Origin of the sequence: Rhodococcus sp. NPDC049939, assembly GCF_040656415.1 — a bacterium.
Lineage (GTDB): Bacteria > Actinomycetota > Actinomycetes > Mycobacteriales > Mycobacteriaceae > Rhodococcus_F.
In genome coordinates this window covers 1135228-1148074 of sequence record NZ_JBFAMC010000001.1, presented here as the reverse complement: position 1 = coordinate 1148074, position 12847 = coordinate 1135228, and the positions used below count along the sequence as shown (strand labels likewise).

Annotated in this window: 15 protein-coding genes; 4 read left to right on the top strand and 11 right to left on the bottom strand. The window is 64.2% G+C overall.

From position 1 onward, the window contains the following. Positions 1-8 precede the first annotated feature (8 nt). Positions 9-557, top strand: a complete 549-nt coding sequence (locus AB0I57_RS05220; protein WP_358330778.1) for an NUDIX domain-containing protein — start codon at positions 9-11, stop codon at positions 555-557. A 63-nt stretch (positions 558-620) separates the two neighbouring features. Here AB0I57_RS05220 and AB0I57_RS05215 read toward each other — a convergent pair whose 3' ends face one another. From AB0I57_RS05215 to rfbD, 3 genes are read right to left on the bottom strand one after another with little or no spacing between them, the layout of a single operon-like run. Further along, positions 621-1700 carry an NDP-sugar synthase gene (locus AB0I57_RS05215; protein WP_358330775.1) on the bottom strand — a complete coding sequence of 360 codons (1080 nt, stop codon included), beginning with the start codon at positions 1698-1700 and terminating at the stop codon, positions 621-623. Beyond that, the gene (locus AB0I57_RS05210; protein WP_358330772.1) at positions 1690-2589 is read right to left on the bottom strand and encodes a glycosyltransferase family 2 protein; all 900 of its coding nucleotides are present in this window, start codon (positions 2587-2589) and stop codon (positions 1690-1692) included. Before AB0I57_RS05210 ends, AB0I57_RS05215 begins: the two co-directional genes overlap by 11 nt. A 34-nt stretch (positions 2590-2623) precedes the next feature. Further along, on the bottom strand, positions 2624-3472 hold the full coding sequence (gene rfbD, locus AB0I57_RS05205) for a dTDP-4-dehydrorhamnose reductase (protein ID WP_358330769.1): 849 nt from the start codon (positions 3470-3472) through the stop codon (positions 2624-2626). A gap of 127 nt (positions 3473-3599) precedes the next feature. On the opposite strand from rfbD, the gene AB0I57_RS05200 reads away from it, so the two are divergent. Continuing rightward, positions 3600-5066 (top strand): LCP family protein, encoded by a 1467-nt coding sequence (locus AB0I57_RS05200; protein WP_358333168.1) that lies wholly within the window; start codon positions 3600-3602, stop codon positions 5064-5066. Positions 5067-5141: 75 nt separating this feature from the next. Continuing rightward, positions 5142-5861, top strand: coding sequence for a TIGR03089 family protein (locus AB0I57_RS05195; protein WP_358333165.1), 720 nt, complete (start codon positions 5142-5144; stop codon positions 5859-5861). Here AB0I57_RS05195 and AB0I57_RS05190 read toward each other — a convergent pair. Genes AB0I57_RS05190 through AB0I57_RS05180 form a run of 3 tightly spaced genes read right to left on the bottom strand, consistent with a single transcriptional unit; the run spans position 5846 to position 8012 of the window. Then, positions 5846-6226 (bottom strand): hypothetical protein, encoded by a 381-nt coding sequence (locus AB0I57_RS05190; protein ID WP_358330766.1) that lies wholly within the window; start codon positions 6224-6226, stop codon positions 5846-5848. The genes AB0I57_RS05195 and AB0I57_RS05190 overlap by 16 nt on opposite strands. 15 nt (positions 6227-6241) lie before the next feature. Continuing rightward, the gene (gene purE / locus AB0I57_RS05185; protein ID WP_358330763.1) at positions 6242-6769 is read right to left on the bottom strand and encodes a 5-(carboxyamino)imidazole ribonucleotide mutase; all 528 of its coding nucleotides are present in this window, start codon (positions 6767-6769) and stop codon (positions 6242-6244) included. Further along, entirely contained in the window at positions 6753-8012 is a 1260-nt protein-coding gene (locus AB0I57_RS05180) for a 5-(carboxyamino)imidazole ribonucleotide synthase (protein ID WP_358330760.1), read from the bottom strand. The genes purE and AB0I57_RS05180 overlap by 17 nt, the downstream gene beginning before the upstream one ends. Before the next feature lie 131 nt (positions 8013-8143). Between AB0I57_RS05180 and AB0I57_RS05175 the strand changes: the two genes are divergently transcribed. Continuing rightward, positions 8144-8734 (top strand): GtrA family protein, encoded by a 591-nt coding sequence (locus tag AB0I57_RS05175; protein ID WP_358330757.1) that lies wholly within the window; start codon positions 8144-8146, stop codon positions 8732-8734. Between the two features lie 3 nt (positions 8735-8737). Here AB0I57_RS05175 and AB0I57_RS05170 read toward each other — a convergent pair whose 3' ends face one another. The 5 genes from AB0I57_RS05170 to AB0I57_RS05150 are packed head-to-tail and all read right to left on the bottom strand — an operon-like array spanning position 8738 to position 12799. Beyond that, positions 8738-10078 (bottom strand): HAMP domain-containing sensor histidine kinase, encoded by a 1341-nt coding sequence (locus tag AB0I57_RS05170; protein ID WP_358330753.1) that lies wholly within the window; start codon positions 10076-10078, stop codon positions 8738-8740. 8 nt (positions 10079-10086) lie between these two features. Continuing rightward, positions 10087-10767 carry a response regulator transcription factor gene (locus tag AB0I57_RS05165; protein WP_358330750.1) on the bottom strand — a complete coding sequence of 227 codons (681 nt, stop codon included), beginning with the start codon at positions 10765-10767 and terminating at the stop codon, positions 10087-10089. Positions 10768-10806: 39 nt separating this feature from the next. Further along, the gene (locus AB0I57_RS05160; protein ID WP_358330747.1) at positions 10807-11364 is read right to left on the bottom strand and encodes a PH domain-containing protein; all 558 of its coding nucleotides are present in this window, start codon (positions 11362-11364) and stop codon (positions 10807-10809) included. Positions 11365-11376: 12 nt separating this feature from the next. Continuing rightward, on the bottom strand, positions 11377-11934 hold the full coding sequence (locus AB0I57_RS05155; RefSeq protein ID WP_358330744.1) for a DUF308 domain-containing protein: 558 nt from the start codon (positions 11932-11934) through the stop codon (positions 11377-11379). A 25-nt stretch (positions 11935-11959) separates the two neighbouring features. Continuing rightward, entirely contained in the window at positions 11960-12799 is an 840-nt protein-coding gene (locus AB0I57_RS05150) for a biotin--[acetyl-CoA-carboxylase] ligase (protein ID WP_358330741.1), read from the bottom strand. Between the last annotated feature and the right edge of the window lie 48 nt (positions 12800-12847).

Genomic DNA, 12847 nt, shown 5'->3' with positions numbered 1-12847 from the left:
ACTGAACAATGAGCGCCGAATCACTACACCGTTCCGCAATTGCCGCGCTGACGGGCTGGAAGACCAACGAGGACAACGACGAATCGCTGCGGCACACCATGCTCGCGTTTCTCGAATCGGCGCCTCTCGGATGCCTGCGCGAGCACGCCCCGGGACACATCACGGCCTCCTCCCTCGTCCTGGACGACGAAGGAGCCCATGTTCTTCTCACACTGCATCCGAAGGTCGGGCGGTGGATCCAACTGGGCGGGCACTGTGAGCCCTCCGACGACACCGTCGTGGATGCCGCGCTGCGGGAGGCTCGCGAGGAATCCGGGATCCAAGATCTACGGATCGATCCCGATCTGCTGTCCGCGCACACGCACCCGATCACGTGCTCGCTCGGACAGCCCACCCGGCATCTGGATCTGCGGTTCCTGGTCCGCGCACGCGCGAACTCAGACGTCGTGCGCAGTTCCGAATCAACGGACTTGCGCTGGTGGCCGGTGGGCGCACTACCCCCGACGGCAGAGAAGTCCACGATCGACCGCCTCGTGTACCTCGCAGGAATGCGCTAGATCCGTAGCGTGCGCTCGAGGCAGTGCCCGTTGGGGATCGAACCCCTGGCGACGCACACGATGTCACACGTCGGTGCTGAACCTGACACCGCCGTCCGGCAGTGTCACCCCTGGCCACACCCGCGCCCCGCGGAGAAGTTCACACCTGGCGCCGATGTCGGCTCCATCGCCGATCACCGCATCGCGCACAAGCGCCCGAGGCCCGATTCGCGCACCGAAACCGATGATGGACCTTTCCACCGTCGCTCCGGCTTCGACCACCGCGCCGTCGAACAGCACGGCACCGTCGAGACGCGCGCCTGCACCCACTTCGGCGCCACGCCCGACAACGGTGCCCCCGATTACCAGGGCACCCGGAGCGACACCCGCTCCCGGATGAACAAGAGACTCACCGCAAGGTCCATCCAACGCCGGGGACGGGGCGATGCCGCGTACCAAATCCGCCGAACCACGCACGAAGTCCTCTGGGGTGCCGATGTCGCGCCAGTACGCCGAGTCGACATAGCCGTATACGCGGGCGTCTCTGGCAAGCAGCGACGGGAACACTTCCCGTTCCACGGATACCGCGCGCCCTTCGGGAATCTGCTCGATGATTTCGCGCTTGAACACGTAGCACCCGGCGTTGATTTGATCGGTAGGCGGATCCTGCGTCTTCTCGAGGAATGCGGTGACTCGCCCATCCGAATCGGTGGGAACGCAGCCGAAGGCCCGAGGATCTCCGACCCGCACGAGGTGCAGCGTGACATCGGCATTGCAGGACTTGTGCGTGTCGAAGACAGCTTCGAGATCGGTGCCCCCGAGTACGTCGCCGTTGAAGACCATGGCGTGATCGCCGCGCAACTTCGGTAGCACATTCCGAATGCCGCCCCCCGTGCCGAGCGGTTCGGATTCAGTGACGTAGTCGATCTCGAGGCCGAGTCCGGCTCCATCGCCGAAGTAGTCCTCGAAGACCTCCGCCTTGAAGGAGGTTCCGAGTACGACGTGCTTGATCCCGGCCGACTCGATCCGCGCGAGCAGATGCTGGAGGAAGGGCAGGCCTGCTGTCGGCAGCATCGGCTTCGGTGCCGACAAGGTAAGGGGACGAAGCCTCGTGCCCTTGCCGCCGACCAACACCACTGCATCAACCGACTTCTCAATTGCCATGATTGGTTCCCCCCTCGCTGTCATTCTTCCGACGTTCCCGAACCGCAGCTGCCACCGCGATCTTCGACCGCACGGCCAGCCCTCCCCGAAGAGCCCACCTCAACGGCGCCTGCCACCGGTGGGGGTGTCGGTCCGCCTGGAAGCGGTATGCGCTCTGATGATGAGCGGGCAACATCAGTTCCGGGTGCCGCCCCGCAGCATGCCCCTTGGCATGAGTGACCTCCGCGGAAGGCACGTAGACGTTGAGCCACCCGGCACGACCCAGACGGTCCCCGAGGTCGACGTCCTCCATATACATGAAGTAGCGCGAGTCGAATCCGTTGATCGAATCGAAGGCTGCACGTCGCATCAGCAAACACGATCCCGACAACCATCCGACCGAGCGCTCGCTGAGAGCTTCGTTCTCCTGACGGTAGGCGGCGGTCCACGGGTTCGACGGCCACACTGTTCCGAGAACGGCGTGACCGGCGCCCGACACGAGGTTGGGCACCTGGCGAGCCGACGGGTAGACACTTCCGTCGGGCTCGAGAACGAGCGGCCCCAGTGCGCCTGCCCGCGGCCAACGCTCAGCCGCCTCGAGGAGAACATCGATCGATCCGGGGGCCCAACGAACATCCGGATTGGCAACGACAACGAACTCGATCTTCTCGTCGATCTCCGCCACTGCCCTGTTGATGGCGCCGCCGTAGCCGATGTTCCCGCCGGTCCGCAGGAGACGCACGTGCTCATGCGCCTCGTCCGCGGCCTCGGGGGCGCCGTCCGTCGACCCATTGTCGGCCATGACGACCTGCGGATCTTCTTTGGTCGCCTCAGCGAGAGTGGCCAGGAATTGCTCCAGATGCTCGCCTGGCGAATAGGTCACCGTCACCACGGCCAGCTTCGAACTCACGCGAGACAGCGTAGCCGCTGCGTCAGGGCCATCCTCACACCACCACATCCAGTGCCGTGCGCAATGCCTCGCGCCACGGCCTGAGCGGCGTCAGACCAGCCGACGCCCACGCCCGGCCGGAAAGAACCGAGAACCCCGGTCGAGGTGCAGGCCGTACGAACTGGGCGCTGGTGCACGGACGCACTCGCCTCGGATCGGCACCGACCTCCTCGAACACTGCGCGCGCCAGATCGAACCAGCTGGCCCTGCCGGAATTGGTGGCATGAAGCATCGGAGCCGTGACATCGCTCCGGGTGGCCAGTTCGAGAAGTGCACCGGCCAGATCGCCGGCATATGTGGGTGATCCCACCTGATCATTCACGACGTCGACCGTGTCACGTTCACGCTCAAGGCGCAGCATCGTGGCGACGAAGTCGGTGCCGACCCCTGTGTAGACCCACGCGGTGCGCACGATGTGGGCTGACGGAAGCGCAGCGTGAACGGCTCGTTCACCGGCCAGCTTGGTACGCCCGTAAGCCGTCGCGGGACCGGTGGGAGCATCTACGTCGTACGAGGAGCCACTGTGCCCGTCGAATACATAGTCAGTAGAGACGTGAATCAATCTGGCGTCCATCCGGGCACAGGCAGTCGCCAGATTTGCTGGTCCGAACTCGTTCACCCCTCGCGCGGACCACTCGTCGGATTCTGCTGCATCCACCGATGTGTAAGCAGCGCAGTTGATTACCACAGATCCACGTTCGACCTGTGCATCCACTGCATCGCGGTCGGTTACGTCGAGTTCGTCAGAGCCCACACCCCGGACTGCGATTCCCACTTCCGCGGCCCGGCGGAGGAGCTGGCGACCCAACTGTCCACGCGCTCCAGTCACCAGGATGTTCGTCACGGGAATCAGTTTGGCACGCCGATCGATACTTCCCTCCCCGAGCCCTTCGACCAGTAGCCTGGGTTATGTGTCACAGCAGCCACATGCACCACACGGACCCCCGTGGGTAGCTCGACGGCCCGTCCACATCGCTGTCACGACGCTGTCAGTGCTGGCCCTCATCGTCACAGGATTTGCATGGTGGGGCATCGACTCGCTACGAAACAGCCTGGCAATGGCGAGCGGGCTCGGACTCGGCGGCGTTGCCGATGGTGCCGTGGACATCCTCATCGTGGGTACCGACAGTCGCACCGATGCCCACGGCAACCCGCTCTCCCAGGCCGAACTCGACTCGCTGCGAGCCGGTAACGAGGTTGCGTCCAACACCGACACCATCATTCTGATCCGAGTACCCGTCGACGGCAGTTCCGCAACCGCGATTTCGATCCCCCGCGACTCCTACGTAAAAGTCCCGGGCATCGGCATGTCCAAGATCAACGCCGCCTATGGCGCCACCAAGGAGACCGAGCGACTGAAACTCGTCGAGAATGGCGCCACCTTGGACGAAGCCGAGAAGGAGTCCACGAAGGCGGGTCGAGAGGCGCTGATCAAGTCGGTAGCAGATCTCACCGGAGTCACCGTCGACCGCTACGCCGAAATCGGGATGCTCGGATTCGTCCTTCTGACCGACGCGGTCGGAGGCGTCGAAGTCTGTCTGGAGGAACCGGTCTACGAGGTCTTGTCGGGCGCCCACTTCCCAGCAGGCACACAGACACTCACGGGCGAGGATGCGTTGAGCTTCGTCAGACAGCGTCACGAACTCCCGCGCGGCGACCTCGACCGCATCGTGCGACAACAGGTCTTCATGGCTTCTCTGGTCGGTAAAGTGCTGTCCGGCAAGACCCTCAGCGACCCCCGCAAGCTCGAAGGCCTCACCTCGGCGGTGCAACGCTCAGTAGTGCTGGACGAGGACTGGGACATCATCGAATTCGCCACGCAACTAAAGGATCTCGCTGGCGGCGAGGTGCGGTTCGGGACTATTCCGGTCGCGGATCTCAGCGGCATGACTTCCTACGGCGAGTCGATCGTCCGCGTCGAACCGAAGGAGGTTCGGAAGTACGTGGCCGGCCTCGTGGGGTTGGAAGTCGACGACTCGGAAGACTCCACGACCACCTCCGCGGCACCCGACATCGACACGTCCACCGTCACCGTCGACGTTGCCAACGCAGGCAACGTGAGTGGCCTCGCGAACGGTGTGGCCGACGCCCTCGAGTCGACCGGCTACCGACGGGGATCGGTCGGAAATTACACCGGCGAGCGGGTGAGCACCACTACCGTGTTCGCCCGCTCCGCCGACAGTGACGCGGCCAAAGCTGTCTCCTCGGCACTTGGCGGCCTCCCCACCGAGACCGATTCGACACTGCCGAAGGGTTCGGTGCGGGTGGTACTGACGGGCGACTATCGGGGGCCATCCTCCCCGGCATCGATCCGCGACCACTCCAGCGGGAACCAGAGCGGCCCCGAGTCCGTATTCTCGGCCGGAACCGAGCCCACGCCGGCCCCGCCCGGTCCACCCATCGATGCCGGTGCCTCCGGCCCCCGCTGTGTGAACTAGAGCGCCCAGCGCAGTGTGAACTAGAGGCGCCCCCCGCGCTGCATGAACCGAAGAACGAGGAACGAAACTATGTCCATGAACCATGCCTCGAGCACCCTCACCGATTTGCTACTCGACCCGATTCTGAAGAACGACCCAGCAGGTCCGCGCATCACGTTCTACGACGACGCGACCGGAGAACGGGTCGAACTGTCAGCCGTCACGCTCGCCAACTGGGCTGCGAAGACCGCGAATCTTCTGCGCGATGAGTTCGCCCTGGAACCGGGCACCCGGGTCGTGGTGCTCCTTCCAGCACACTGGCAGACAGCCGCGGTGCTCCTGGGCGCGTGGTGGGCAGGCGCCGAAGTCGTACTCGACCCTGATGTGGAGGCGGAAGTCGCACTCGTCTCGGCTTCACGCCTCGGCGACGTCGAGGACGTTCCCGACGTCGCGGCACTCTCGCTCGACGCATTCGGCCGTCCGGTCCCCGACCTCCCCGTCGGCATCATCGACTACGCCACCTCCGTGCGCGTCCACGGCGATCAGTTCCGGCCCACACTCGCCGGGCCTGCGCTTGCCGGGCGCAGCGTCGAGGACGTCCTTGCCTCTGCCAACGCATCCGCCGCTGCCAACGGAATCACCAGGACCGACCGGGTGCTGTCGGAGGCGGCATGGGGTTCCCCTGACAAGCTCATCGACGGATTGGTTGCCATCTTCGCCGCGGGGGCGTCGCTGGTTCAGGTGGCCAATGCTGACGCTGCGGCCCAGTCCAGACGCATCGACAGCGAGAAGATCACACGTCAACTGTCGCTGTAGCCGCCATCAGCCAGTCCGGCGGCGATCTCGAATCTGTTGCGCGGACCGCGGTGTCGAAACTCCTCGATCAGGTACCGAACCGCAAAGGTCCAACCGTATTCGGCCCACTGGTCGGCGTGGACCGCTTCGTGCCGCACCAGTGACCGCTGCGGCACCCAGCCGGTGAGAAACGCCCCGCCGATCGTCGTCCCGCCGCGTGCGTATCCTCCGCGCATTTCGCAGCACAAGAAGATGCCGAACTCGTCATCGAATGTGATGCGAGCCCCCCACAACCGTGCATAGACCAGCGCCAGACGCGTGATCACCGCCGACGACACATTGCCCCGCGACGCGCGGATCAACCGAATCCCCCAGCTGCGTTTCATCTCCGCGGGCGCGAGTCAGCCCAGAAGCTTGTCGCGGAGAGCCTGATCCTTGTCGTGAACCATTTTCTCGAGACCGTCCTGGAACTCGACCAGTCGCTGCTGCAAGGCTGGGTCCGACGAGCCCAAGATCCGGGCGGCGAGCAGACCCGCGTTGCGGGCACCACCGATGGACACCGTGGCGACGGGGATCCCGGCGGGCATCTGCACGATCGAGAGCAGCGAGTCCATGCCGTCGAGATACTTCAACGGGACCGGCACACCGATGACAGGCAAGGGCGTGGCTGATGCAACCATCCCCGGTAGATGGGCGGCGCCGCCGGCACCGGCGATGATCACTCGGATGCCGCGACCGGCCGCCTCCTTGGCGTAATCGAGCATCCGCTGAGGTGTGCGGTGCGCCGAGACCACACCGACCTCGAATCGCACCCCGAATTCGGCCAGTGCCTCGGCCGCAGCCTCCATGGTGGGCCAGTCGGAGTCGCTGCCCATGATGAGCCCGACCTGCGGGCGCATCTGCGTTGCCGATTCACTCACCGTGCACATCCCATCCGTCGGTCCATTCTGCGTGCGAGAGCCACCGTGCGGCGCGCTCAGCGCGCTCGCGAACCCGTGCGACATACTCAGGGTCGTCGAGCGAACCGGGTCCGCCCACGATATTCACGTGCCCGACCTTGCGATCCTTGCGCTCAGCCTTGCCGTACAGGTGGACTTTCGCGTCGGGCATACGGGCGAATAGGTGGTGGATGCGCTCGTCCATGCTCATAGCAGGGGGCGTGGGAGCTCCGAGAACATTCGCCATCACCGTGATCGGTGCGATCGGCGTGGTCTCACCGAGCGGGTAGTCGAGGACCGCACGCAGATGTTGCTCGAATTGCGACGTCCGGGCGCCGTCCATCGTCCAGTGACCAGAGTTGTGCGGGCGCATCGCGAGTTCGTTGACGATGAGCGCGCCGTCTGTGGTCTCGAACAATTCCACAGCCATGGCGCCGACCACACCGAGTTCTGATGCAATCCGCAGTGCCAGCTCCTCTGCGGCCTCGGCGAGCGCGTCGGGCAACTGTGGCGCCGGGGCGAGGACTACAGCGCACTGTCCGTGACGCTGCACGGTCTCCACGACCGGCCACGTGGCGCCTTGACCGAACGGTGAGCGGGCCACCATCGCAGACAGCTCCCGCCGCATGTCGACCTTCTCCTCCACGATGAGAGGGACGCCCTTGTCGAGTTGCTCGGTGACGATGCGCTCGGCCTCGTCGGAATCGTCTGTGATCCACACGCCGCGACCGTCGTATCCGCCGCGTGCAGCCTTGATCACCAGCGGCCACCCGTGCACGGCGCCGAACTTCACGACATCCTCCGCCCAGGTCACCTCGGCGAACGCCGGAATCGGAGCACCGAGGTCGCCCAGCTTGCGGCGCATTGCGAGCTTGTCCTGCGCGTAGATCAGCGCTTGCGGCTTCGGTTGGACGTTTGCTCCCTCGCCTACGAGCACGTCGAGGTGTTCGGTCGGCACGTGCTCATGGTCGAAGGTCACCACGTGCGAACCGAGGGCGGCCTGGCGGAGTGCAGCAAGGTCCGTGTGACTCCCGAGTACGACGTCACGACTTACCTGGGCTGCAGGTTCGTCTGGAGAGCCCGAGAGGACTCGCAAACTCTGTCCGAGTGCGATGGCCGCCTGATGCGTCATCCTCGCGAGTTGCCCACCACCGATCATCGTTACGACAGGCGGCCCGGAGGGCAGATCCCGCGGTGGCGTGGGACGCGGAACCGAGTCAGATATACCGGTCACGGGTTACCAGTTTGTCACGTCCGCGACAATGCACCACCACCGAGGTGGCAGGTCGGCAGATTTGCAAGTTTTCCTGGTTATCTCGGTGTCAATTGGTGTTATCCGGCATGGACTTCGTAAGCTTGTTGGTTGTGTCATTTGTCGACGGCGTGCTCGCACGCGTTCCTCAGCCCTTCCGGGCCTTGGCGTTGCAGCATCACGAGCTGATCAAGTTCGGGATCGTAGGCGGCACGACGCTGATTTTCGACCTCGCGATCTTCTACTCGCTGAGCCTGACGATCCTCGAACAGAAGCCCGTCGTAGCCAAGGTCATATCGGGCGTTCTCGCCACAGTGCTGAGCTACATCCTCAACCGCGAATGGTCGTTCAAGCACCGGGGCGGTCGCGAGCGCCACCACGAGGCGCTGCTGTTCTTCACGATCAGCGGGATAGGCGTTCTGATCGCCGCCGCTCCGTTGTGGATCGCCAACAACGTATTCGACATCAGAGCTTCCCAAGAGAATCTGACCACGCTGGTCTTCGTCGACTTCGTATTGAACTACATCATCGGAAACCTGATGCAGATGATGTTCCGCTTCTGGGCACTGCGACGGTTCGCGTTCCCCCACGAGAATGTGCGCGTCATAGACCCCGATCTCGTAGCCCCCGACCTCGACGCCCCCAACCTCGATTCCTCCGACCTCGAAATCAGGGCTGCGGAAAAAGAGCTCGGCCACCCCTGAGGTTCAGCGAGGCTCCCGAATCCCCGCGACTCGGGTCGGCACACTTTCACGAACCTGAGGGACGAATATCGCAAACAAGGCCGGGCGTCGACGCTGCAGTTCGAGCCTGCCACCATCCGCTTCGATGAGAGCACGCGCCAAAGCAAGGCCGACACCGGTCGAGCCGGCGCCCGAGAAGCCACGATCGAAGATGTGCGGTGCCATGTCGTTGCTGACGCCGGCACCCTCGTCGAACACCTCGATACACACCATCGCCTCGTGCGGCGAAGGCGATTCGGCTTCGTCCGCACCCCGATGCGACTGGCCCTGGATCAGCCGTACCGCAATCGTGCAGGTGCCGGCGCCGTGCTTCAGTGAGTTGTCGACGAGAACCGAGACGGCCTCGCGTAGTCGAGACCCTGTACTCGAGGCCATCACGCTCTCGTCGCCAATCAGCAGCAACTGCCTGTCGGCGTCCTCGAACGGACGCTTCCACTCTGCGGTGACCGTACCGAGTTCATTGATCACCGATATCGAATCCTCGGTGATCTTGCTGCGAGACGAGCGGACCAGCTCGTCGATCGCCTGTGTTAGCCGGTCCACCTGCTGCATCGCCTCACCCGCCTCGGCCGTCACCGCGGGATCCGGATGTGCCGACAGCTCGTCGAGCCGAAGGCGAACGGCCGTGAGCCTGCTACGAAGCTGGTGGGAGACATCCCCGACGAGTGCTCGTTCACGCTGCAGACGGCCTGCCATCTCAACGGTTGCCGCGTCCAAGACGTCGGAGACGCGGTCGAGTTCGGGTATGCCGTGGCGCCGCGGAACCGGCCGGAAGTCACCCTCCGCGAGGCGAGCCGCCCGATTCGCCACATCCTGCAACGGATCGGAAAGCCGCCTGGCGGTAGCGACAGCGACCACCGCTCCTGCCGCAATCGAAACAAGTACCAGACCTCCGACGGCACCGACCGCCCTGCGTTGCCGAGCGCGCATTGCGCTCGACGGCGCTTCGAGGATCAACGAGCCGGACGCGCCGATCGTACGACCTTCCACCAAAGGCGCTCGCACCGACGGTTCGCCTATCTCCACCCTCGCGCTCCTGCCGCTTTCGGTCGGGTACATCACCAACAAGCGCCCCCCGGAGGGGGTCAGCAGCTCCAGGTCGTTCGTGTCGAGACTTCCCTGGACTATGCCGTTGGCGTCCGACTGAGCGGCGATCTCCATGACCATCCGGTTGAGTCGGGTTTGGAGGTCGGTGCGGGTGAAGTCCTCGACCCATATCCATGCGGTGTAGATCAGTGGCACACCGAGCAGGAGCGCCGTCAGTATTACGACTGCGAGGATCGACTGGAGAAGCCGGCGGCGCACTGGCCCGCCTAGTCGGTATTGATTCGGAACCCGACGCCACGAACGGTCGTGATGCGCCGCTTGGCGACCGGGCCCTCGTCACCGATTTTCCGGCGCAGCCACGACATGTGCATGTCGAGGGTCTTCGAACCTCGCAGATCCATGCCACCCCATACCTCCGAGAGGATGGCATCCCGGGAGACCACCTCTCCCGCATGTTCGAGTAGCACCCGGAGCAGCTCGTACTCCTTGTTGGCGAGAGCCACTTCGGTGCCGTTCACGAGGACACGACGCGCCGCGGGCTCGAGTCGGATACCCGCAACCTCCACGACAGAACCCTCAGGCCCGCCGCGCCGCCGCAACAGGGCGCGCACACGAGCCATCAACTCTGCCAACCGAAAGGGCTTGCCGACGTAGTCGTCAGCCCCTGCATCGAGTCCGACGACGAAGTCCACCTCGTCGGTACGAGCGGTGAGCATGAGCACGGCGAGTTCGGAACTGTGTGCACGCACTTGCCTACACACTTCGAGTCCGTCCATCCCCGGGAGCCCGAGGTCCAGAATCAGGAGGTCGTAGTCCTCCTCGAGCGCTCGTTCGAGTGCTTCCGGGCCGGTCTGCTCGACGGTGACGTCGTACCCTTCCCTGCCCAATGCACGCGACAGCGGCGCGGCAATAGCCTCGTCATCTTCGGCAAGCAATACTGCGGTCACGTCCACAGCCTACGGAGATGTGCAGCCAACTGTGAGCGATTATTGGTCTTTGCCGGTGTCGGCGGCCCCGCGCAAGTGCTCGCCGTCGTGATCTTCGTGGAGATCCATTGCGTCGAAGACCTGGTGATATAGGAGAGAGTGAACCCGTCGTACATCGGGTACGTCCTCGAATTCCAACGGGTCGTCTGAGGAAGAGACGATAACCAGCGTTCCGGTGCGGAGCATCCTGTCCAGGAGTCCGTGGCGGAACTGGACATTGCTGATACGACCCATCGGAATATCGATCCCGACGTGGGTCATCACACCCTCGCGAACCAGTACCCGACGGTCTGTGACGACGAAGTGCGTGGATTTCCACCTGAGAAATGGCCCCAAACAGCGCCATCCGACAAGGGCCAGCCAAAGCGCGAGGATGACGACACGCACGGCGTCGAGCGAGGACGCGTCCAGTTCGTTTTCCGCAAATCCGACGAGGAAGCCTGCCACAGCCGTCGTTACCAACAAGACTGCGACCGGGGATATCAGCATCTTCCAGTGAGGATGGCTGTGAAGTAAGAGTTCCTCGTCTGAAGCGAGAGTGTCCTCCGGATATCCCATCGAGTGGCGAGCTTATCGCATACGGCTGAGCACGAGCGGCGCGATGGTGACGATGAGGCCGTACAAAATCATCCACACGCCGACGACGATCACGAACACCGTGAGCGACAGTTCCGGCTGAAGGAGCACGATCGCGCCCGCGACCACACTGATCAGGCCGAGCACGATGCTCAGACCGCGATCCGCCGCCGAACCCGAGGCACCCTCGACGATGTCGAGAACCCCTCGGAACACCCACCACGCTCCGACGACGAGAGCGATGATCACCACGGTCTGGAGTGGGCTCCGCAGCATGACGAACGCCAGCAATATGGCCAGGGCACCGGATACGCCCACGAGCGTGCGCGTCGTGCCGCCTGCGTCGACGTTTGCGAATGCCCGAATGATCTGGACGATGCCGAACCCGAAGAATTGGATGGCGATCAGTATGGCCAGCACGGTGAGAGTGACTTGAGGCCAGACGAGAACCACGATGCCGAGGCCGAGAGTGAGTAGGCCGAGCACCATGGTGAGGCCGGTCAACGTTCGCCGGGCAGCTATGTCAACTGACTCGGGAGTTGATGTACTCATACACCTCAGTGTCGCATCACTCGACTCACTCCGGACGCAAATGTGTGATTTCACCTGCGGAGACGGAGATCGGCTCCGCCCCACCGTCGGGCGCGATCACCACGCGACCCTCGCGGTCGACATCCGTGGCGATTCCATTCAGTTCGCGGCCACCGGGCAACACGGCGCGTACCGGCCGGCCGAGTGTTCCACAACGGGCGCGGTACGCCTTCGCCAAATCGGTTACGGCCCAGTCCGAATCGTGCCACTGCTGCCACCGGTCGGCGAGCGCGCGTAACAGGGCACGCACAAGGGTGTCCCGGTCGCTGATCTCGGCACGTTCGAGCACGAGGGACGTGGCGTTTTCGACGGGAAGTTCGTCCCGCGTGAGACTGACGTTGAGCCCGATCCCGACCACCACCTTGGGATCCGGCGTCGTGGCGGCCACCTCGGCGAGAATCCCGGCGACCTTTCGGCCGTCGATCAGCACGTCGTTGGGCCACTTCAGTTCTGCAGGCACCTTCGCGACGGCACGAAGCGCGTCGACCACGGCGACGCCGGTGAGCAGTGGCAGCCACCCCATGGCGGCCACGCTCATCCCAGGCATCGTCAGCACTACCGAGGCCGCGATTTGCGCCTGTGGCGGACTCACCCACACCCTCGAATGGCGGCCACGACCACTGCCTTGAAACTCCGCGAGCAACACGTGGCGATCACAGTCCGACCGTTCCGCTCGGGCGAGAAGGTCCGCATTCGTGGAACCGGTCTCCTCCACCACGTCCAGCCGCGTCCAGAACTTCCGCGGATCGGTGTCCGCGTCGCCGCGTACGAGTGCCGCGCGGAGATTGTCCGCAGAGAGAGGAGGTCGGTTCAGATCAGTCCACATCGTCACAGCCTAGGACGGTCCAGAACAGATACTGATCAGTAACCTCGC